The sequence below is a fragment of the Pseudomonas guariconensis genome, from assembly GCF_015680235.1.
In the GTDB taxonomy this organism is placed as follows: domain Bacteria; phylum Pseudomonadota; class Gammaproteobacteria; order Pseudomonadales; family Pseudomonadaceae; genus Aquipseudomonas; species Aquipseudomonas guariconensis_A.
The window spans coordinates 1-20,124 of record NZ_JADLJL010000041.1 but is presented as its reverse complement, the minus strand read 5'-3'; the positions used below and the strand labels follow the sequence as shown (position 1 = coordinate 20,124).

General features: G+C 66.1%; 19 protein-coding genes. 12 read left to right on the top strand and 7 right to left on the bottom strand.

Annotated features, from left to right (window positions below):
* Positions 1–90 precede the first annotated feature (90 nt).
* From purD to IRZ56_RS20690, 3 genes are all read left to right on the top strand, one after another.
* Positions 91–1,383 (top strand): phosphoribosylamine--glycine ligase, encoded by a 1,293-nt coding sequence (gene purD / locus IRZ56_RS20700; RefSeq protein WP_196146654.1) that lies wholly within the window; start codon positions 91–93, stop codon positions 1,381–1,383.
* A 135-nt stretch (positions 1,384–1,518) separates the two neighbouring features.
* Positions 1,519–4,290, top strand: a complete 2,772-nt coding sequence (locus IRZ56_RS20695) for a hybrid sensor histidine kinase/response regulator (RefSeq protein WP_196146653.1) — start codon at positions 1,519–1,521, stop codon at positions 4,288–4,290.
* Positions 4,291–4,457: 167 nt separating this feature from the next.
* Positions 4,458–5,054, top strand: a complete 597-nt coding sequence (locus tag IRZ56_RS20690; protein ID WP_196146669.1) for a MarC family protein — start codon at positions 4,458–4,460, stop codon at positions 5,052–5,054.
* Here the strand turns inward: IRZ56_RS20690 and IRZ56_RS20685 are convergent.
* The 7 genes from IRZ56_RS20685 to cobG form a co-directional block, all read right to left on the bottom strand.
* Positions 5,047–5,706, bottom strand: coding sequence for a hypothetical protein (locus IRZ56_RS20685; protein WP_196146652.1), 660 nt, complete (start codon positions 5,704–5,706; stop codon positions 5,047–5,049). The genes IRZ56_RS20690 and IRZ56_RS20685 overlap by 8 nt on opposite strands.
* On the bottom strand, positions 5,699–6,385 hold the full coding sequence (locus IRZ56_RS20680) for a hypothetical protein (RefSeq protein ID WP_196146651.1): 687 nt from the start codon (positions 6,383–6,385) through the stop codon (positions 5,699–5,701). Before IRZ56_RS20680 ends, IRZ56_RS20685 begins: the two co-directional genes overlap by 8 nt.
* A gap of 51 nt (positions 6,386–6,436) precedes the next feature.
* Positions 6,437–7,126: a hypothetical protein gene (locus tag IRZ56_RS20675; protein ID WP_196146650.1), complete on the bottom strand. Its 690-nt coding sequence runs from the start codon at positions 7,124–7,126 to the stop codon at positions 6,437–6,439.
* 117 nt (positions 7,127–7,243) lie between these two features.
* Positions 7,244–8,950 (bottom strand): precorrin-3B C(17)-methyltransferase, encoded by a 1,707-nt coding sequence (gene cobJ / locus IRZ56_RS20670; protein WP_196146649.1) that lies wholly within the window; start codon positions 8,948–8,950, stop codon positions 7,244–7,246.
* Positions 8,938–9,669, bottom strand: coding sequence for a precorrin-2 C(20)-methyltransferase (locus tag IRZ56_RS20665; protein WP_196146648.1), 732 nt, complete (start codon positions 9,667–9,669; stop codon positions 8,938–8,940). Before IRZ56_RS20665 ends, cobJ begins: the two co-directional genes overlap by 13 nt.
* Positions 9,669–10,295: a precorrin-8X methylmutase gene (locus IRZ56_RS20660; RefSeq protein WP_196146647.1), complete on the bottom strand. Its 627-nt coding sequence runs from the start codon at positions 10,293–10,295 to the stop codon at positions 9,669–9,671. Before IRZ56_RS20660 ends, IRZ56_RS20665 begins: the two co-directional genes overlap by 1 nt.
* Positions 10,288–11,613, bottom strand: a complete 1,326-nt coding sequence (cobG, locus tag IRZ56_RS20655; RefSeq protein ID WP_196146646.1) for a precorrin-3B synthase — start codon at positions 11,611–11,613, stop codon at positions 10,288–10,290. Before cobG ends, IRZ56_RS20660 begins: the two co-directional genes overlap by 8 nt.
* A gap of 176 nt (positions 11,614–11,789) precedes the next feature.
* On the opposite strand from cobG, the gene cbiE reads away from it, so the two are divergent.
* The 9 genes from cbiE (at position 11,790) to IRZ56_RS20610 (ending at position 20,049) form a co-directional block, all read left to right on the top strand.
* Positions 11,790–13,001, top strand: coding sequence for a precorrin-6y C5,15-methyltransferase (decarboxylating) subunit CbiE (cbiE, locus tag IRZ56_RS20650; protein ID WP_196146668.1), 1,212 nt, complete (start codon positions 11,790–11,792; stop codon positions 12,999–13,001).
* Positions 12,994–14,088, top strand: a complete 1,095-nt coding sequence (locus IRZ56_RS20645; protein ID WP_196146645.1) for a cobalt-precorrin-5B (C(1))-methyltransferase — start codon at positions 12,994–12,996, stop codon at positions 14,086–14,088. Before cbiE ends, IRZ56_RS20645 begins: the two co-directional genes overlap by 8 nt.
* Complete coding sequence (locus IRZ56_RS20640; RefSeq protein WP_196146644.1) at positions 14,085–14,819, top strand: cobalt-precorrin-6A reductase; 735 nt, start codon at positions 14,085–14,087, stop codon at positions 14,817–14,819. The genes IRZ56_RS20645 and IRZ56_RS20640 overlap by 4 nt, the downstream gene beginning before the upstream one ends.
* The gene (locus IRZ56_RS20635; RefSeq protein WP_196146643.1) at positions 14,819–15,004 is read left to right on the top strand and encodes a hypothetical protein; all 186 of its coding nucleotides are present in this window, start codon (positions 14,819–14,821) and stop codon (positions 15,002–15,004) included. The genes IRZ56_RS20640 and IRZ56_RS20635 overlap by 1 nt, the downstream gene beginning before the upstream one ends.
* Positions 15,005–15,122: 118 nt before the next feature.
* Entirely contained in the window at positions 15,123–15,512 is a 390-nt protein-coding gene (locus IRZ56_RS20630) for a DUF2946 domain-containing protein (protein WP_196146642.1), read from the top strand.
* A gap of 46 nt (positions 15,513–15,558) precedes the next feature.
* Positions 15,559–16,041: a copper chaperone PCu(A)C gene (locus tag IRZ56_RS20625; protein ID WP_196146641.1), complete on the top strand. Its 483-nt coding sequence runs from the start codon at positions 15,559–15,561 to the stop codon at positions 16,039–16,041.
* A 19-nt stretch (positions 16,042–16,060) separates the two neighbouring features.
* Positions 16,061–16,495, top strand: coding sequence for a DUF2946 domain-containing protein (locus tag IRZ56_RS20620; RefSeq protein WP_196146640.1), 435 nt, complete (start codon positions 16,061–16,063; stop codon positions 16,493–16,495).
* Between the two features lie 68 nt (positions 16,496–16,563).
* Positions 16,564–18,627 carry a TonB-dependent copper receptor gene (locus IRZ56_RS20615; protein WP_196146639.1) on the top strand — a complete coding sequence of 688 codons (2,064 nt, stop codon included), beginning with the start codon at positions 16,564–16,566 and terminating at the stop codon, positions 18,625–18,627.
* Between the two features lie 57 nt (positions 18,628–18,684).
* Positions 18,685–20,049, top strand: a complete 1,365-nt coding sequence (locus tag IRZ56_RS20610; RefSeq protein ID WP_196146638.1) for a PepSY-associated TM helix domain-containing protein — start codon at positions 18,685–18,687, stop codon at positions 20,047–20,049.
* The last annotated feature ends 75 nt before the right edge of the window (positions 20,050–20,124 follow it).

Genomic DNA, 20,124 nt, shown 5'->3' with positions numbered 1-20,124 from the left:
ACCTTTGTTGCCTGACCCGTCGCAATCGCGGGACAAGCCCGCTCCCACAGTACGCAACGATCGCCGGTCCATAGAATTCGAGGTTTTGACATGAAAGTTTTGATCATCGGCAGCGGCGGCCGTGAGCACGCCCTGGCCTGGAAAGTCGCCCAGGACCCACGGGTCGAGAAAGTCTACGTTGCCCCGGGCAACGCCGGCACCGCCACCGAAGCCAAGTGCGAGAACGTCGCCATCGACGTCACCGCCCTGGAACAACTGGCCGATTTCGCCGAACAGCACGTGCAGATGACCATCGTCGGCCCGGAAGCCCCGCTGGTCGCCGGCGTCGTCGACCTGTTCCGCAGCCGCGGCCTGGACTGCTTCGGCCCAACCAAGGGTGCGGCCCAGCTGGAAGGCTCCAAGGCCTTCACCAAGGACTTCCTGGCACGCCACAAGATCCCGACCGCCGACTACCAGAACTTCACCGAGATCGAGCCGGCCCTGGCCTACCTCAAGGAAAAAGGCGCGCCGATCGTCATCAAGGCCGACGGCCTGGCCGCGGGCAAGGGCGTGATCGTCGCCATGACCCTCGAGGAAGCCGAAGCCGCCGTGCGTGACATGCTCGCTGGCAACGCCTTCGGCGATGCCGGTTCGCGCGTGGTCATCGAGGAGTTCCTCGATGGCGAGGAAGCCAGCTTCATCGTCATGGTCGACGGCCACAATGTGCTGCCGATGGCGACCAGCCAGGACCACAAGCGCGTCGGCGACAAGGACACCGGGCCGAACACCGGTGGCATGGGCGCCTACTCCCCGGCGCCGGTCGTGACCCCGGACGTGCACCAGCGCGTGATGGATCAGGTCATCTGGCCGACCGTGCGTGGCATGGCCGAGGAAGGCAACGTCTACACCGGCTTCCTGTACGCGGGCCTGATGATCGACAAGGCGGGCAACCCCAAGGTCATCGAGTTCAACTGCCGCTTCGGCGACCCGGAAACCCAGCCAGTCATGCTGCGCTTGGAATCGAGCCTGGTGCTGCTGGTCGAAGCGGCCTTCGCCAAGGCCCTGGACAAGGTCGAGGCGCAGTGGAACCCGCAACCGAGCCTGGGCGTGGTCCTGGCTGCCGGTGGCTACCCAGGCGACTACGCCAAGGGTGATGCCATCAACGGCCTGGACGCCGCCGCCAAGCTCGACGGCAAGGTCTTCCATGCCGGCACCGCTCTGAAGGACGGCCAGGTCGTCACCGCAGGCGGCCGCGTGCTCTGCGCTACCGCCATGGGCGCCACGGTCGAGGCCGCCCAGCAGCAGGCCTATCGCCTGGCCGAGCAGATCGACTGGAACGGCAGCTTCTATCGCACTGATATCGGCTACCGGGCCATCGCCCGCGAGCGTGGCGAGCATCAGTAACCTGCACCGAATCGCCGTGTCGCCCTGGCGCATGGCCTTCGGCCAACCGACAAGGCCCCGTTGGGGGGCCTTGCCTTCGTCTTGGCGCCCCGCGCATAGTTGTAATCCGGCATTTCAGCTAGGAAGGACCTCGTCGTGCGTCGGCTTCGGATTGCCATTGCCCTGATCGTCAGCCTGCTGACGCTGCTTTGCCTGCCTCCGGCCACAGCCGAGCAAGGTGCAGGCTGGTCGGTCCTGCTCGATGAACAGGCCAACCTGCAATTGAGCGACGTGCGCTCGGACCGCTACCGCAACCAGTTCAGCCCCATCCGCCTGCTCGAGCTGGACGCAGCGCCGGCCGACCAGGCCCTCTGGCTGCACTACCGGCTCGAACCCGGCGAGCAAGAACAACTGCTGCGTATCTTCGCCCCGGACCTTTCGCGCCTGGACTTCTATGCCCTGGATGGCGAGAAGCTCGTGCGCCAGCTGCACCATGGTCGCCAGGCCGGCAATACCAGCCCGACCCTGCGCAGCAGCGACCACCTGTTGCCGCTGCCCAACAGCCCCAACGCCCTCGAAATCTATGTACGGCTGGTCTCCGAACACCAGCTGCGCCCGGCTATCAGCCTGGAACCTGCATCGTCGGTCGCCGCCGACCAGACCCGCCCCCTGCTGTTCGGCCTGCTGTTCGGTGGCCTGGCGATGCTGATCCTGCATAACCTGATCCGCTTTCTCTACACCCGCTCCAGCACCACGCTGATCCTGGCCCTCTATCATGGCTTGATGCTGCTCAGCGCCCTGATCCTGCTCAACCTCAGCGGCCCATGGTGGCACCTGTGGCACAGCGCGCAGACGCCGGCGGCCTACCTGACCCTGGTCCTGGCGGGCCTGGCCGGGCTGTACTTCACCCAACACTTCTTCAGCCCGTGCAGCTCCCCCCGATGCAACCGCCTGTTGCATGGGGAAATGCTGATCGTCGCGGTCAGTGGCCTGGTGCTGCTGTTCGTCGATACCCTGCCGTTGAACCTGATGACCTACGCGCTGATGGCCCTGGGCAGCGTCACCATGCTGCTGGTCAGTGCCTACCATTGGTACAAGGGCTACGGGCCAGCGCGCTTGTTCGCCGTGGCCATGCTGGTGTTCAACCTGGGCGGGCTGGTGCTGCTGCCTGCCCTGCTGGGCCTTACCCGCACCACGACGCCCTGGCTGCTGTGCATTCTCATGGGGCTGACCGTGGTCAGCGGGCTGCTGCTGAACCTGGCGGTCAGCGAGCGCCTGCGCAGGATCAGCGAGGAACGCTTCCGCGCCAGCCGCGCCCTGGCCGCCAGCGATGCCGAGATCAACGCCAAGGCCGAGTTCCTGGCCAAGATCAGCCACGAAATCCGCACCCCCATGAACGGTGTGCTGGGCATGACCGAGCTGCTGCTGGGCACGCCGTTGTCGGTCAAGCAACGTGATTATGTGCAGACCATCCACAGCGCCGGCAACGAACTGCTGACCCTGATCAACGAGATCCTCGACATTTCCAAGCTCGAGTCCCGGCAGATCGAGCTGGACGATGTGCAGTTCGACCTCAACGCGCTGATCGAGGATTGCCTGAACATCTTCCGGGCCAAGGCCGAGCAGCAGAACATCGAACTGATCAGCTTCACCCAGCCGCAGGTGCCACGCGTGATCAGCGGCGACCCGACGCGCCTGCGCCAAGCCCTGTCGAGTCTGCTGGACAATGCCCTGAAGAACACCGAGCAGGGCGAGATCCTACTGGTGGTGGCCCTCGACCAGCGTGGCAACGTCCCGCGCCTGCGCATTGCCGTACAAGACAGCGGCGAATCGATGCCGCCCGCTGAGCGAGAAGCCTTGTTGCAGGCCGAGCTGCACAGCCACCAGTTCCTCTCCAGCAACAAGCTCGGTGGGCACCTCGGGCTGGTCATCGCCAAGCAATTGATCGGGCTGATGCAAGGCGAGTTCGGGATCAAGAACAGCAGCAACACCGGCAACACGCTGTGGCTCACCCTGCCCCTGGACCCCTCGCGCCTGGAGCAACCGCCCACCGACCTGGACGGCCCGTTGCGCGACGCCCGCGTGCTGGTGGTGGACGACAACGACACCTGCCGCAAGGTGCTGGTGCAGCAGTGCAGCGCCTGGGGCATGAATGTCAGTGCCGTGCCGTCGGGCAAGGAGGCCCTGGCCCTGCTGCGCACCAAGGCGCACCTGCGCGATTATTTCGACGCCGTGCTGCTGGACCAGAACATGCCCGGCATGACGGGCATGCAACTGGCCGCGAAGATCAAGGAAGACCCCAGCCTGAACCACGACATCCTCGTGGTGATGCTCACCGGCATCAGCAACGCGCCGAGCAAGATCATCGCCCGCAATGCCGGGGTCAAGCGCATCCTGGCCAAGCCGGTTGCCGGCTACACCCTCAAGACTACCCTGGCCGAGGAACTCGCCCAGCGCGGCCGCGAACAGGCGCCTGCGCCTGGCCTTGCCGGTCCGCCGACGCCGCTGGACCTGCCCAACGACTTTCGTGTGCTGGTGGCCGAGGACAACAGCATCTCGACCAAGGTCATCCGCGGCATGCTCGGCAAGCTCAACCTGGAACCGGACACCGCCAGCAATGGCGAGGAGGCGCTGCGCGCCATGAAGGCGCAGCGCTACGACCTGGTGCTGATGGACTGCGAGATGCCCGTGCTCGATGGCTTCTCCGCTACCGAGCAATTGCGTGCCTGGGAAACGGCCAACCAGCGCCAACGCACCCCGGTGGTGGCGCTGACCGCGCACATCTTGAGCGAACACAAGGAGCGCGCGCGCCAGGCGGGCATGGACGGGCACATGGCCAAACCGGTGGAGCTGTCGCAATTGCGCGAAACGGTCCAATACTGGGCCCGCCAGCGAGCGGCGGCCTCGGACCCTCTGCAGACTCCATGAGGGGGCGCTTTGCGCCCCAATCGCGGGTCAAGCCCGCTCCCACAGAACAACGCATAACTATTTGAGTTTGCGGGCCTTGTGGGAGCGGGCTTGTCCCGCGATGGGGCACCGCCGACATGACTGCTGATACACTTGCCCACACCTCTTCCCTGCCATGGGTCCGCGCCATGTTCCATGAGTTGTTCAGCGTCTACCTGAAAATGCTCGTGCTCTACAGCCCGTTCTTCGTGCTGTCCTGCTTCATCAGCCTGACACGCGGCTACTCCAGCAAGGAACGCAAGCAACTGGCCTGGCGCGTGGCCATCGCCGTACTGGTGGCCAGTGTCCTGCTCTACCTGTTCGGGCGGGTGATCTTCGGTGTGTTCGGCATCACCGCCGACGCCTTCCGTATCGGCGCAGGCAGCGTGCTGTTCATCTCTGCCCTGGGCATGGCCCAGGGCAAGTCGGCAGTACAGACCGACAACGTGCAACAGGACGTGACCATCGTACCGCTGACCATTCCCCTCACGGTCGGCCCCGGCACCATCGGTGCGCTGCTGGTGATGGGCGTAAGCCAGCCCCACTGGGACGACAAGCTGCTGGCCATCGTCAGCATCGCCCTGGCCAGCTTCACCGTGGGCCTGGTGCTCTACCTCTCCTACCACATCGAACGCATCCTCGGCGACCAGGGCCTGCAGATCGTCAGCCGCCTGATGGGCTTGTTCGTCTGCGCCCTGGCGGCGCAGATCATCTTCACCGGGATCAAAGGCTACCTGGTCACCTGAGCTTGAGGTCGAGGATCGATCGGCGACTTTGCGCCGTCACCCGGGATTGCACCTTCGCCTTGAACTCATCACGAAAAATCCGCAGGTTGAAGCGGATCAACTCGGCACTTTGGACGCGCACCTGGGTCTTGTCGTTGAAGTTGTAGAACAGCAGACTCTCCAGCCTGGCATCGAGCGGCACATTCAGCTCCATGTGATAAAGCACCATGTCGAAGTAATCGCCCGAATGCCGTACGCAGGGCAACAGCTGGAAATGCAACGTGCGCCCGGCCCGCGCGTTTATCTCGAATACCCGCATCGCCTTCGAATCGTTTTCAAGCGCGGTCAAAGCCTGGCCGGTCAGTTCGGCATGCACACCTGAGCCGGCCTGCTCGATCTGCATCACAGCATGGTCCACCAGCCGCCCACGGTCCGGGCCCCGACGTTGCACATTGGGTGGCGGCGTGGCATCCCAACCCAGGTAGCTCAGCTTGCGTCGGTAATTGTCGAACCAGTTGCTGTTCAAGCCCGAGGTGAACTCGTCGCGGGTGGCGCGCTGCGCGAACAGGTTCACCAGCAGGATATCCTCCCGATCCGCAGGGCTTACGCTGGGCATGAACGCCGCCAGGCTGCCGGAGACGATACTGGCACGGGTACGGTTCGCTTCATTCATGGTGTCGTCCTCCCGACGCTGGCAAGGCGACCTGGCACACGTACTTGGCTCGCACATGCGCATATTTTTCCCGAAGCCCATCACGGATATCCGCCAACGCACGTTCGGAAACCAGGTACCGGGTGGCATGCAGGGTCAACTGCTCCAGCGCCAATACATCGAACCGCTGCCAGGGCCAACGTCGTTCGATGCCCTCACGGCTTTTGAAGCGCATCTCCCCGCTTACGATCGACGCGTCAGGCAACACCACTCGCAGCTCGGTCACCAAGGTGGCGCAAAGGTCCCGCTCGGGGGGGAGGACGCATTCGGTCCATAAGACCTGCAAGGCTGGGTGCGCCTCAGGCAGGTCGACAGCCTGCAGGCAACGGGCGGCGCCCGCTCGGTATGCAGGTGCAAGCCTGTTCAATACATCGCCGCACAAGGCCTTGAAAGGTTCGATCGACACGGCGGGCTTGTCGGGCGACGCCAGTTCGGTGAACGGGCAACCCAGGTCCAGCTGGGTGTTTCGGTATTCCGACCGCCACCGTGTGTAGTCATCGAACATGGCATATTCCGCGCTCGCCTGAAGGTAGGCGGCCAATTGCAGGTCGAGCAAGGTATCGACCTGTCGCGAGCTCAACGCACTGGACATCAGTACCAGGCTGTTGCCGTTGAGCCACAAGGTGTAATCATGGGGCATGATTCATCCCTCCAAAGGCGCATCGGGAACGATCTCCCGATGCGCATGGGCTCAACGCTTGAGTTTCAGGCTCAGCAAGGTGGAGCGAGCATTCTTGCTCACGCGGTCGATCAAGACATCGCGGTTCTGCTCGTAGAGGCCACGATGGAAGGTCAAGGCAGCGACACCGGTATAGGTGGTGCTGCCCCTGCTGTTCCAGTTGAACAACAGGTAGTTGCTGTTCACGTCCGGCTCGGCATCGGTATGGACAGCGGTCAGCAGCATGACCACCTCACCGTTGGCCGATTGGTTGCACTGTGCCAGGCTCAGGCCGCTGCGATCCTTCTCGAGGGCGTCGCGCTGGAGCAGCTCGATGGCTTCGGGGCTATTGGCAAGCGCGTCGATGGCCGCCGTGCCGACTTCCTTGGCCGCACCGACGATGCCACCGGACAGAAAGCCGATCGCTACCTGCAACCCTTTACCCAGTAAATTGCTGACCTGCAACTGCACATTGCTGCTGACGGTGCGGTTCATTTCATAGCGAACCGGCACCCAGCCCGTTTGCTGCATGACATCGATGTAGAAGCCGAACCACTGGTCCGCCTGGTTCGTCGGATGAAACTGCGCGGTGGCCGCCTGGGTGGCGAAGACATGACATTCCTTGGCAGCGTCACAGTTCGCCTTGCTCATGTGGTCAGGGAAGACGAACAGGTTCTTGTCTGCCAGCACTTCGACGCGCTGATCCTCGATTTTTTCGCTCATGGCCATGTTTCCTCGGGTAGTTGAAGCTGGAGCCGGGTGACTCCAGCCCTCAACCTACCGAGCGCGACAGGCCATGCCTGCCACGAAAGGCTTCCCAGCCCGGTACGCTTTCAACCGTCAGGGCCGGGTGCCATACCAACGTGGCGTGTATACCCATTCGCCACCGCCAGAGCGCTCGAACCGGCAGGTCGTCGAGGATCCCACCAACACCATGGTGCGCATGTCGACCATTTCCGGCACCAGCTCGGCCAAGGTGACGACCCTGAGTGTCTGCCCTGGCCTACCGATATCTCGGCCAAGGACTACAGGCGTTTGTCCATCACGATGCTGACGCACGATGTCCAACGCACGCCCTAACTGCCAGGGCCTGGCACGGGAGATCGGGTTGTAGAACGCCAGCACCAGGTCGGCTTGCGCGGCCAGATCCAGACGCCGCTCGATGATCGACCAGGGCTTGAGGTTGTCCGACAGGGACATCACGCAGAAGTCATGGCCCAATGGTGCCCCTGCTTGCGCGGCGGTGGCCAGGGAGGCCGAGACGCCTGGCAGGATCTCCAGGTCCACTTGGTGCCAAGCAGGATCACTGGACTCGTGCAAGGCTTCGAGCACCGCCGCCGCCATGGCGAACACGCCTGGGTCACCGGACGACACGACCACCACCGAACGCCCCAGGGCAGCCAGCTCGAAGGCGTGGCGAGCGCGCTGCATCTCCTCGCGGTTGTCGGTGCAATGCAACACCTGGTCCTCACGGAACGGGCCGGCCATGCGCACGTAGGTCTCGTAGCCGAGCACGTCCTGGGCCCGGGCCAGCTCGGCCTTGACCGCCGGGACCATCAGCTCGGCCGCTCCGGGGCCAAGGCCGATCACGGCCAGGCGCCCTCGACGCCTGCCCACCTGCTGGGCATCCACTGGCGCCGCGGCCACCGCGAGGACGACTCCATCCTGCTCGATCAACCGGGCCCCGGGGACGGCTGCGGCGGCCATCTCGGCGAGGCCCGAGCCCATGGCGGCGAAACGCAGTTCGATCCCCAGCGTTTGCGCGGCTTCCTGCAAGGCCTGATCGGCCATGGCCTGCTCGTCGGCCAGCAGGCAGGCCAGCGATTGCTCGGCGATACCGGCCTTCTGAAGCCCCCAACGTACCCGTTCGACGACACCCGCGCCTGCGCCCTCGACCGCCACGACCACGCAGCGGGCATGGATGAGCAGCTCGTCACGGCTGGCCGGTCGCGCCTCGCACCCCACGTGGATGGAGCGCTGGGCGGCTTGATCTTCTGGCAGTTGCGCCTGTGCGAGCCACGGCGCATCCCCGTGCACCCGCACCGACTCGCCGGCCAGCAGGTCGGAGACGAAGCGCTTGCCCTGCTCCAGGTCCGCGAGCAGGTAGCCCGGCGGCGGGTTGAGCAGGCAGGTGCCGAAACGCAGCTCGCCACTGGTGGTGATGGCCGGTGCCACGTCCAGCGCCTGGCCAATCTCCCGGGCCATGACATTGACTCCACCCAGGCCGCCCAGCAGTGGCACCACGGCGCTGCCGTCCTCGGCCACGGCCAGTACCGGTGGTTCGACGCCCTTTTCCGCAAGCACACCGGCCAGGCTGCGAATCACGATGCCGGCAGCGCACAAGGCGATGATCGGTGAGCCCTGCCGGTAGAGCTGGCGCAGGGTCTCGCCGAAGTTGTCGTAGCATGCATCCACTGCTTCGACCCGCCCCTGCAGGCCATGGATGATCGCGTGTGGATAACGCCGTTGGATCCGCTGCGCGGTAACCAGGCTGCCCGGGCCAAGGATGACGATCGCCGGGGCCTTCTCCATGTTCAGCCCTGCCATTTTTCACCCGGCACGACAATCAGCGAGAAGTACGGCGAGGACTGCGGGTCCACCTCGTCCAGAGGGACGATCTTCTGGTTGGCCATGGTCGCGCGCTCGACGTACAGCGCGCGCCCCTCCAGGCCCAGCTCGCCCAGCACCTGGCGCACCTTGGGGAAGTTGCGCCCAAGCTTCATGATCACCGCGGCATCGGCATCGGCCAGGCGCCGCTTGAGTTCTTCGTGGGGCAACACCCCGGAGAGCACCGACAGGCTCTGGTTGCGATACACCAGCGGTGCGCCCAGCACCGAGGCGCCTCCGAGCATCGAGCACACGCCAGGGACCACGTCGGCCTCATAGCGCTGGGCCAGACGATCGTGCAGGTACATGTAGGAGCCGTAGAAGAACGGGTCGCCTTCGCAGATCACCGCCACGTCACGCCCCGCATCCAGGTGCGCGGCCACCTGCTGGGCGGCCTCGTCGTAGAAGTCGCTGATCACCTGCTCATAGGACAGCGGTGCCGGCAGCACCTCGGTGGTCACCGGATACACCAGCGGCAACAGGGTCTGTGCCGCCTGCAGGTGCGCCTCGATGATGCCGAAGGCATTGCCCCGCTTGCCCTTGGCCACGAAATAGGCCACCACGGGGGCTTCGCGCAGCAAGCGCAGGGCCTTGACGGTGATCAGTTCCGGGTCGCCAGGGCCTACGCCCAGGCCGAACAGACGTCCACGCGGCTGCATCACTCCACCTCCGTGGCCAGGGCGTTGACCGCGGCGGCGGCCATCGCGCTACCGCCCAGGCGACCTTGCATAATCACGAACGGCACGCCACGGCTGTCGGCAGCGAGCATCGCCTTGGATTCCGCAGCGCCGACGAAGCCCACCGGGAAGCCGAGGATCAGCGCGGGCTTGGGCGCGCCGGCGTCGAGCATCTCCAGCAGGTAGAACAATGCCGTCGGGGCATTGCCGATCACCACCACGCTGCCTTCCAGGTGCGGGCGCCACAGCTCCAGGGCCACGGCCGAACGGGTGTTGCCCTGCGCTTGGGCCAGGCCAGGCACGCTAGGGTCGCGAAGGGTGCAGATCACCTCGTTGTTCGCCGGCAGGCGGGCGCGGGTGACGCCCTCGGCAACCATGTGTGCGTCACAGAGGATCGGCGCGCCCTTGGCCAGGGCCTCGCGACCAGCGCGGCCGGCACCTTCGGAAAACTGCAGGCCGTCGATGGCATCGACCATGCCGCAGGCATGGATCACCCGCACGGCGAGCTTTTCCAGGTCGGCGGGTATCCGCTCGAGCCGGGCTTCCTCGCGGATGATCCGGAAGGAATTGCGATAGATCTCCTGACCATCGCGGATGTAGTCAATCATCAAGGTGCTCCGTCGGCAGGTCGAGCATGGCGCCTGCTTCTTCTGGGGTGATGTCGGTTGCGCGAAGCCTGCCGAAGCCCGGCTGGCACCTGTCGCGCAGATAAAGGTCGTATCGGCCCGGTGAGCGGGCCAGCAAAGTGGCCGGGGCAACGTGGGCCGCAGCGCAGGAACGCAGGCACCCGGACACGTGCACGCTGCCGGGGCGCCCGGCGCGCAACAAGGGGGCGAGCGTTTGGGCATCGGCCTTGGTGTCGGCCAGCGCCTTGGCGCACCCGCTGGAACCCGTGCAGGCGGTGAGCCGGGCAAGGGGGTGATCGGCGTGCCAGAGCAGGCCCAAGGCGTGCAGTTCTGCCTGGGCCTGGTCGAGCCGCGTCGGGTCGAGGTTCGGTATCACCAAGCTTTGCCAAGGGCTCAGGCGCAGGCTGCCATCACCTGCTGTACGGGCCACGCCTGCGATGCCGCGCAACTGGTTCGCTGTCAGGCGCCCCAGCGGCGGGGCGACCCCCAGGGCCATGCCCTGTCGCTGGGCCAACGGGCCGAGCCAGGAGGCACGGGCCGGCGCGCGGCTCCATCCAAGTACCGCCGCATCGCGGCGGATCTCCAGGCCCAGGCCGTCGATGAACGCGTCGACCGAACAGTCGGCAAGCAACTGACGCATGCGCGACTGCTGCGGCCCGGCCAGGTCGAGGAAGCGCACCAGCACCGCCTGCACCAGCGCCAGCCCCTGCTCGACCGGCACAGCGCCCAACGCCTGACCAGGGCACCCCGCCAGGCCGAACGCAAGCCAAGTGCGCTGGTCGAGCGTCATCGCCGCCAGCCACAGGTCATGGGGATGCTCGAGCATCGCCAGGTCTTCGCCACCGTCGAGCTGGATGGCGAACTTGGCCGACAGCTCATGCAGGCGGGGCGTGGCTTCCAGCATCCGCAGAATCTCCCCGGCCAATGGGCGGGTATCGAGCAGCATGGCGGGATCAAGGCCCGCCAGTGGGCTGAGCATCAGGTTGCGCACATCATCAAAGGCGGCGTCACGCGGCCCGAGGCCAGCGTCGAGCAAGCACTGCACCAGGCCCTGGCGGTCGTTGCCAATACCGCGGATTTGCAAGTTGGCACGGTTGGTCGCCTCGATCACCCCCGTGGCGAAACGTTCGGCGGCGTCGGCCACGGCCTCGGCCTGCCCGGCCTGCAGCAGGCCGCCGGGCAACTTGATGCGGCAGATCCCGCCGTCGCGCGCGTCGACGATACGCCACAACCCCGGGCAAGCCGAGGGGCGGGGCGAAACGAGGGCGGCTGGGGGCTGCGTCAAGGGGGCGTCCGGCATCTTGAAAATGCGCTTGAGTGTAGAAGGCGCGGTATTATGCCTGCTTTGTCCGACGGCATGAAAAACCGGCGGTCGAACATGCACAGAATTTCCGGGCGGCGTACCCAGCTCCTGTAGGCGCGGGCTTACCCCGCGATGGGCTGCAACGCGGCCCCAACATGGCGGATCAACAACAGATGGCACCCTGGCTGACAATAGTGGGCATCGGCGAAGACGGCTTCAGCGGCCTGGGCAAGCAAGCCCGGCGGGCGCTGCTGGCCGCCCCGCGAATCTTTGGCAGCCCGCGCCAGCTGGCGCTCCTGCCTCGCTGCGTGGCCGGCGAACGCCTGAACTGGCCGAGCCCGTTTTCCCTCGCTCCGGTCCTGGCACTGCGTGGCGAGCCGGTGTGCGTGCTGGCCAGCGGCGACCCGATGTTCTACGGCGTGGGCGCCAGCCTCGCGCGCCAACTGCCCGCCGAAGAGCTGCAGGTGCTGCCAATGCCGTCCTCCTGCGCCCTGGCCGCCGCCCGCCTGGGCTGGGCGTTGCAGGACGTGCAGGTGATATCGATCGTCGCCCGGCCCCTGGCCGCCCTCAACGCCCACCTCTACAGCGGCCTGCGCCTGCTGGTGCTGAGCAACGACGGCGACAGCCCGGCGGCCATTGCCCGCCAGCTCTGCGAGCGCGGTTTCGGCCCCAGCCGGCTGCATGTCCTCGAACACCTGGGCGGCCCCCAGGCACGCCAGGTGTCCGGCAGCGCAGAGGACTGGCCCCACGGTCGGGCCGCAGACTTGAACCTGGTGGCCATCGAATGCCAGGCCTCGACCACCACCGTGCAGCTGTCGCCTATCGTCGGCCTGCCCGATAACGCCTTTCGCCATGACGGCCAGCTGACCAAGCGCGACGTGCGCGCCATCACTCTTGCGCGCTTGGCCCCTCGCCCAGGTGAGCTGCTATGGGACGTGGGCGCCGGATGCGGCTCGATCGGCATCGAGTGGATGCGCGCCCACCCCAGTTGCCGGGCCCTGGCCATCGAAGCCGACGAGGGGCGCCAAGCCTACATCGAACATAACCGCGACACCCTTGGCGTACCCGGCCTGCAACTGGTCCGCGGCAAGGCTCCCGAGGCGCTCGCCGGGCTGGAGCGCCCCGATGCGGTCTTCATCGGTGGCGGCGTCACCCGCGACGGCGTATTGGCAACATGCTGGGAACAATTGCGCCCCGGCGGGCGCCTGGTGGCCAATGCCGTGACCCTGCAGAGCGAACTGGCCCTGGCCACGTTCCGCGACACCCATGGCGGCGAGCTGACCCGTATCCATGTGGCCCATGCCCAGCCCCTGGGCAGCTTCGACACCTGGCGCCAGGCCTTGCCGATCACCCTGCTCGATGTGGTGAAGCCTCTCGATGCGTGAAGAAACCCACGAGAAAGCCGCCCCCCTGCGCAGCGGCCTGACCACCGGCAGTTGCGCCACCGCCACCAGCCTGGCGGCGGCGCGCCTGCTGCTCACTGGCGAGCCCGCCGACGCCGTGGGCATTACCCTGCCCAAGGGCAAGCAGGTGCAGATGCGCCTGGAATTCTGCCGCCTCACGGCCGAGGGCGCCGAGGCTGGCACCTTGAAGGATGCGGGCGATGACCCCGACGTGACCCACGGCGCCCTGCTCTACAGCCAGGTACGCCTGCTCGATGCGCCGGGCGTGCGCTTCGTCGCGGGCGCGGGTGTGGGCACGGTCACCCGCCCAGGCCTGGTACTGGCGGTGGGCGAGCCGGCCATCAACCCGGTGCCACGGCAGATGATCCGCGAACACCTGCAGCGCCTGGCGGACGAATGCGGCCATGAAGGTGGTTTCGAAGTGACCGTCAACGTGCGTGACGGTGAACAGCTCGCCCTCAAGACCATGAACCCGCGCCTGGGCATCCTCGGCGGGCTGTCGATCCTCGGCACCAGCGGCATCGTCCGGCCGTTCTCCTGCTCGGCCTACATCGCCTCGATCCAGCAGGGCATCGACGTTGCCCACACCAATGGCTACACGCACATCGCCGCCTGCACCGGCAACGCCAGCGAAGACACCATGCGCCGGGTCTACGGCCTGCCGGAAATCGCCCTGATCGAAATGGGCGACTTCGTCGGCGCCGTGCTCAAGCACCTGCGCAAGGTCCCGGTGCCACGCCTGACCCTGTGCGGGGGCTTCGGCAAGATCAGCAAGCTCGCCGCCGGGCACATGGACCTGCACAGCCGCAGTTCGAGTATCGACCTGCCGCAACTGGCCGGTTGGGCTGCCAACCTGGGTGCCGATGCTGCGCTGCAAGCATCGATCATCGGCGCCAACACCAGCCAGCAAGCGTTGGCCCTGGCCCATGCGGCGGGCATTCCTCTGGGCGATGCGGTGTGCGCCCATGCCCTGGCGTTCGCCCGCAGCGTGGTGCCGGCACAGGTGCAGGTCGAGGTGTTCGCCATCGATCGCCAAGGCGGCATCGTCGGCAAGGCGGGCGTGCCATGAGCACACGCATCCTGCTGCTCGGCGGCATCACCGAAGCCCTGGCCATCGCCCGCCAACTAGGCCCTGAACATGTCTATAGCCTGGCCGGCATCGGCCGCGTGCCTCAGGACCTCGCCTGCCAGGTGCGCGTAGGTGGCTACGGCGGCGCCGAAGGCCTGGCCGCCTTCCTGCGTGAAGAACGCATCGGCCTGCTGATCGACGCCACGCACCCCTATGCGGCGCAGATCAGCGCCAACGCAGCCCAGGCCGCCGCCACTGCCGGCATCCCTTGCTGGGCCCTGCGCCGCCCGGCCTGGCAGCCCCAGCCGGGCGACGACTGGCGCGAGGTGGACGGCTGGGCCGAGCTGATCGACGCCCTCGCCCCGTTTGAACGCCCCTTGTTCACCCTCGGTCGCGAACCCTTGCAGCACCTGCATGAAATCCCCGCTCACCAGTTCTGGACCCTGCGTGCCCTCGAGGCCTGCCCCGGCAACGAGCGCTGCGAAGTGATCGGCGCACGCGGGCCGTTCCATCTCGCGGACGAGCGCGCCTTGTTCGCCAGGCGGCGAATCGATGTGCTGGTGAGCAAGAACAGCGGCAGCACCGCCACCGAGCCCAAGCTCGAAGTGGCTCGGGAGCTGGGGGTGCCGGTACTGGTGCTCAAGCGGCCGGTATTGCCCAAAGTCGACCAGGAATATGAGGAGGTACGTTTGCTGCTCGAAGCAATCCACAAGCAAAAACGCCTCATGTGATGGCGAAGGTAGAACACGTAGAAATCGCCGAATCCGATCATGCCCGCACCACTGCACCTGCTGATGAAAGTTGGAACAGTTGGTTCGATGGAGGCGAGGTCAGCCCTGACTTCGGCGTTAGCCGCAATCAACCTGTCGACCCGGACGATGATCCGCTCTGCGAGCTCCAACCTTTTCGCGAATAGTTTTGAGTAAATCCCTACACCGGCTGCCTACCCATGGTGCGACACTTCATCGCACCCGGGCATTTTTACCTATACTCGCCCTTACAATAGCCACCTGATTCCTGACCGGATCTCTCCCATGACCCCACGTCGGCACATTGCGTGGATAGCCTGCCTGGCAGTGCTGTTCAACCTGCTGGCCATGCCGCTGTCCTCGGCCGCGCCCAAAGGGCCGGCCGAGCAGCTGCTGTGGGGTGCCTTCTGTTCGAGCATGGCGAACAAGAGCAAGGTCGATGTCCAGGCCCTGGCCAAGATCGACCTGGGGCCGCAGAGCGACGACAGCGCCAGCATGATGAACTGCTGGTGCTGCTCCGGCGCCGCGCCCCTGCTCGCATTGCCCGGCTACCCACCGCAGCTGCATAACCCCCCGCTGCGCCTGGCCAGCCCTGCAACGCACCTTGCCGACTACCAGCCCACGCCGCGCCAGCTATGGCCGGCGCTCAACCCGCGCGCGTCCCCCCTGGCCTGAGTTCCCCCCGCTGTCTGCCTGAACCTGTACAGATCGGAGACTCACCATGCTCAAGCAAGCCCTCGTCCTGGCCGCCCTGATGCTGCCCGGCGCTTTCGCCAATGCCCATGAATACACCGCGGGCGACCTGCATATCGCCCACCCCTGGTCCTTGGCGCTGCCGCCCAATGCACCGAATGTCGCGGCCTACTTCGTCGTGCACAACAACGGCCAGCAGGACGACCGCCTGCTCTCGGTCGACAGCCCCATCACCGACGATGCCCAGTTGCACGAGCACGCCAGGACTGCCGACGGCCTGATGAAGATGCAGCAGGTGCCCAGCGTGGTGGTCCCGGCGGGCAAGGACCTGACCTTCGCCCCCAGCGCCTACCACGTGATGCTGATGCAGCCCAAGGACCGCAGCCTGCTCAGTGACGGCAAGCGCTTCCCGCTGACCCTGCACTTCGAGAAAGCCGGCGACGTCACCGTCGAGGTGGCCGTGCAGCGACAGCCTCCTGCCGAGCAGCAAGGGCAGGCGCATAACCACTGATCGTCGACGAGCACTCGCCATGAGCCTGCCGCGTAACCGGTTCGCCCGCACCTTGCGCCCTGATCGCAGGCGCGCCGGTGGCGGCTGGCTGAGCCTGTTCGCCATGTGGATGATCTTCATCGGCCCACTGGTTTCCCAGTCGATGCCGACGGAGCACCACGCCGGCATGAACATGGCCATGCCGATGGACATGGCCATGGCGGCCGGGCACGACCATGGCAGCACAGGCCACCACGGCCAGGCCGACGGCCAGTTGCACGTAGTCTGGGAAAAATGCGGTTATTGCAGCCTGCTGTTCAATTGCCCGGCCCTGCCCCAGCCCCTCAGCCCGCTCAACGCCGCAAGCGCCCTCCCCCCGCTGCTCAAGCCCGCCCCGGTTCGCCAAGGGCATGCCCGCCAGGCCATATTCCCAGGCGCCCGCAGCCGCGCCCCGCCCATTTCGATCATCGCCTGAACACAACTTGCCAACGCACGGAGCCACGTGGCTTCGCGCCTGTTCACGACTGATCGACTGGAATCACTATGTCTGGCTGTACCCCTGTTTTCGCCCTTTCCCTGCGCGGCACCCTCGCCGTGCTCTGCGGCTCGCTGCTCGCGCCCGTGGCCCTGGCCGCCGAAGCCGGCCACCTCGAAGGCCATGAGCACGACCCTGCCGAGCTAAGCCCGACGGTAGTCACTGCCATCGCGCCCAGCTCGCCGCTGACCGTGGTCGCCAACCCCAAGGACCCACGCCAACCCGTGCCGGCCAGCGACGGCGCCGACTACCTCAAGACCATTCCCGGCTTTTCGGCCATCCGCGCAGGAGGCACCAACGGCGACCCGGTGCTGCGCGGCATGTTCGGCTCGCGGCTGAACATCCTCACCAACGGCGGCGTGATGCTGGGCGCCTGCCCCAATCGCATGGACGCACCGACGTCCTACATCTCGCCGGAAACCTACGACCGCCTGACGGTGATCAAGGGCCCGCAAAGCGTGATCTGGGGCCCAGGCGGTTCGGCCGGGACCATTCTCTTCGAGCGTGAGCCGGAACAGTTCGGCGAGCTCGGCAGCCGCGTCAATGCCAGCCTGCTGGCTGGCTCCCATGGGCGCTTCGACAAGGTGCTCGATGCCGCCGCCGGCACCCGCCAGGGCTACGCCCGCTTCGTCGGCAACCAGTCGCGTGCCGATGACTACGACGATGGTAACGGTGACACCGTGCCCTCGCGCTGGGACAAGTGGAACGGTGACGTCACCCTTGGCTGGACGCCGGACCAGGACACCCTGCTGGAACTCACCGCCGGCAAGGGCGATGGCGAAGCCCGCTACGCCGGGCGCGGCATGGACGGCTCGCAGTTCAAGCGCGAGAGCCTGGGCCTGCGTTTCGAGAAGTCCAACCTGGGCGAAGTGCTCGACAAGGTCGAGGCGCAGGTCTACTACAACTATGCCGACCATGTGATGGACAACTACAGCCTGCGCTCGCCAGGCATGATGGCGATGGTCAGCAACGTCGACCGTCGCACGATGGGCGCACGCATCAAGGCCACCTGGCGCTGGGCCGACGTGCAGTTGGTCAGCGGCATCGACGCGCAGACCAACGAACACCGCAAGCGCAGTGGCATGGCCGTGGATGCGCACAAGGGCCAGTCCTGGACCAAGGACGCCGACTTCCACAACTACGGGCTGTTCAGCGAGCTGACCTGGTACGCCACCGGGGAAGATCGCCTGGTGACCGGGGCTCGCCTCGATCGTGCCTCGGCCCGCGATTTTCGCGCGAAAAGCCTCACCGAAGGGGACACCCGCGCCGACACCCTGCCCAGCGGTTTCATACGCTACGAACATGACCTGGCTGCCGTTGCGGCCACCACCTACATCGGCCTGGGCCATGCACAGCGCTTCCCTGACTATTGGGAGCTGTTCTCGCCCACCCTGCCACCCAATGGTTCAGCGAACGCCTTCGATGGCATCAAGCCTGAAAAGACCACTCAGCTCGACGTTGGCATCCAGTACCACGACGAGCGCATGGAAGCCTGGGCCTCGGGCTACATCGGGCAGGTTCGCGACTACATTCTGTTCGACTACGTACCAGGGAGTGGCGGCATGGGCAGCAAACTCGTATCCCAGGCCCAGAACATCGACGCCCGCATCATGGGCGGCGAACTGGGTGCGGCCTACAAACTGAGCGAACACTGGAAAGCTGACGCCACCGTGGCCTATGCCTGGGGCAAGAACAGCAGCGACGGCAAGGCCCTGCCGCAGATGCCGCCCCTGGAAAGCCGCCTGGGCCTGACCTACAGCCGCGACACCTGGAGCGTCGGGGCCCTGTGGCGCCTGGTGGCCGCGCAGAACCGCATTGCCGAGAACCAGGGCAACGTGGTCGGCAAGGACTACGAGAAGAGCGCAGGCTTCGGCGTGTTCTCGTTCAACGGCGCCTACAAGGTGAACCGCAACCTCAAGCTCAGCGCAGGCGTCGACAACCTGTTCGACAAGGCCTACGCCGAGCACCTGAACCTGGCTGGGAACGCCGGGTTCGGCTACCCGGCCAGCGACCCGCAGCCGGTGATGGAGCCAGGCAGGACCTTCTGGACCAAGGTCGATATCAGCTTCTGACAACAACGACCCAGGCGCGGCCTTCCCCGCGCCTGACCAGTCACTCGGGAGGTTCCCATGAGCGAAAAACGCATCTCCTTCTACAACCTGGCCTGGCGCTGGCATTTCTATGCTGGGCTGTTCGTCGCGCCCTTCATGATCCTGCTGGCGATCACCGGGATCATCTACCTGTTCAAGCCACAGCTCGACCCACTGCTGTATCGCGACCTGATGGTGGTCGAGGCCGGCCATCACCGGCAGGACGCCGACAAGCTCCTGGCCGAGGTACGCCGGGTCTATCCACAGGGGCACGTGGGCCAGTACCTGCCGCCGGTCAATGCCGAGCGCAGCGCGCAATTCGTCGTGCATGACGGCGGACGCGAGCTGAACGTGTTCATCGACCCATACACCGGCCAGGTGCTCGGCGAGCAGGACGGCAAGAACAACCTGCAGGCGGTGGCCCGCGCCCTGCACGGTGAGCTGATGGTCGGCACCGTGGGCGATCGCCTGGTGGAGCTCGCCGCCGGCTGGGGCATCGTGCTGGTGGTGTCCGGCCTGTACCTGTGGTGGCCACGCGGGCGCAGCAGCGCCGGTGTGTTGTGGCCACGGTGGTCGGCACGCGGCCGGGTGCTGTGGCGTGACCTGCATGCTGTCACCGGGTTCTGGGGCTCGCTGTTGTTATTGTTGATGCTGCTCAGCGGCATGACCTGGACCGGCCTGTGGGGCAAGCAGTACGCCGACCTGTGGAACCGCTTTCCGGCCGCCATGTGGAACGACGTGCCCAAGTCCGACCAGCAGGCCAGCGAGCTGAACAATGCCCACCGCCAGACCGTACCCTGGGCCGTGGAGAACACGCCAATGCCGGTCTCCGGCGCACATGCCGAGCATGCGGGCCACCACGCCATGGCCAGCGGCCCCGCCGCGCCCCAGGTGAGCCTGCAGCAGGTCGAGGACGTGGCCACGGCACGCAAGGTCGAGCCAGGCTACAGCATTACTCTGCCGACCACCGCCGAGGGCGTGTTCACCGTCGCTGTGTTCGCCGACGACCCTCGCAATGACGCCACCCTGCATGTGGACCAGTACACCGGCCAGGTGCTGGCCGATGTGCGCTGGCAGGACTACAGCCCGGTCGCCCGTGCCACCGAGCTTGGGGTGATGCTGCATGAAGGCAAGATGTTCGGGCCGCTCAATCAGCTCATCATCCTGCTGGTGTGCCTGATGATCCTGCTCGGTTCGGTCAGCGGGTTGGTGATGTGGTGGAAACGCCGGCCCGATGGTCGTCTGGGCGTGCCGCCGCTGCGCCATGACCTGCCACGCTGGAAGACCGCCACGGGGGTGATGTTGGTGTTGGGTATCGCGTTCCCGCTGGTGGGGGTGTCGATGCTGGTGATGTGGGTGGTCGATAGCCTGGTGGTGAGGCAGCGGGCATTCGCCCGGGCCTGAGACATTGCTTGGCTGGTCCGGCCTCATCGCCGGCAAGCCGGCTCCCACAAGGGTGGGTGCGCCCCTGTGGGAGCC

What these genes read in the sequence shown, in the direction of transcription:
- IRZ56_RS20690 (WP_196146669.1), top strand. Translation starts at nt 4,458, where the DNA reads ATGTTCCATGAGTTGTTCAGCGTCTACCTGAAAATGCTCGTGCTCTAC.
- purD (WP_196146654.1), top strand. Translation starts at nt 91, where the DNA reads ATGAAAGTTTTGATCATCGGCAGCGGCGGCCGTGAGCACGCCCTGGCC.
- cobJ (WP_196146649.1), bottom strand. Translation starts at nt 8,950, where the DNA reads ATGGCAGGGCTGAACATGGAGAAGGCCCCGGCGATCGTCATCCTTGGC.
- IRZ56_RS20630 (WP_196146642.1), top strand. Translation starts at nt 15,123, where the DNA reads ATGACCCCACGTCGGCACATTGCGTGGATAGCCTGCCTGGCAGTGCTG.
- IRZ56_RS20625 (WP_196146641.1), top strand. Translation starts at nt 15,559, where the DNA reads ATGCTCAAGCAAGCCCTCGTCCTGGCCGCCCTGATGCTGCCCGGCGCT.
- cobG (WP_196146646.1), bottom strand. Translation starts at nt 11,613, where the DNA reads ATGCCGGACGCCCCCTTGACGCAGCCCCCAGCCGCCCTCGTTTCGCCC.
- IRZ56_RS20640 (WP_196146644.1), top strand. Translation starts at nt 14,085, where the DNA reads ATGAGCACACGCATCCTGCTGCTCGGCGGCATCACCGAAGCCCTGGCC.
- cbiE (WP_196146668.1), top strand. Translation starts at nt 11,790, where the DNA reads ATGGCACCCTGGCTGACAATAGTGGGCATCGGCGAAGACGGCTTCAGC.
- IRZ56_RS20635 (WP_196146643.1), top strand. Translation starts at nt 14,819, where the DNA reads ATGGCGAAGGTAGAACACGTAGAAATCGCCGAATCCGATCATGCCCGC.
- IRZ56_RS20685 (WP_196146652.1), bottom strand. Translation starts at nt 5,706, where the DNA reads ATGAATGAAGCGAACCGTACCCGTGCCAGTATCGTCTCCGGCAGCCTG.
- IRZ56_RS20675 (WP_196146650.1), bottom strand. Translation starts at nt 7,126, where the DNA reads ATGAGCGAAAAAATCGAGGATCAGCGCGTCGAAGTGCTGGCAGACAAG.
- IRZ56_RS20665 (WP_196146648.1), bottom strand. Translation starts at nt 9,669, where the DNA reads ATGCAGCCGCGTGGACGTCTGTTCGGCCTGGGCGTAGGCCCTGGCGAC.
- IRZ56_RS20610 (WP_196146638.1), top strand. Translation starts at nt 18,685, where the DNA reads ATGAGCGAAAAACGCATCTCCTTCTACAACCTGGCCTGGCGCTGGCAT.
- IRZ56_RS20660 (WP_196146647.1), bottom strand. Translation starts at nt 10,295, where the DNA reads ATGATTGACTACATCCGCGATGGTCAGGAGATCTATCGCAATTCCTTC.
- IRZ56_RS20680 (WP_196146651.1), bottom strand. Translation starts at nt 6,385, where the DNA reads ATGCCCCATGATTACACCTTGTGGCTCAACGGCAACAGCCTGGTACTG.
- IRZ56_RS20615 (WP_196146639.1), top strand. Translation starts at nt 16,564, where the DNA reads ATGTCTGGCTGTACCCCTGTTTTCGCCCTTTCCCTGCGCGGCACCCTC.
- IRZ56_RS20645 (WP_196146645.1), top strand. Translation starts at nt 12,994, where the DNA reads ATGCGTGAAGAAACCCACGAGAAAGCCGCCCCCCTGCGCAGCGGCCTG.
- IRZ56_RS20620 (WP_196146640.1), top strand. Translation starts at nt 16,061, where the DNA reads ATGAGCCTGCCGCGTAACCGGTTCGCCCGCACCTTGCGCCCTGATCGC.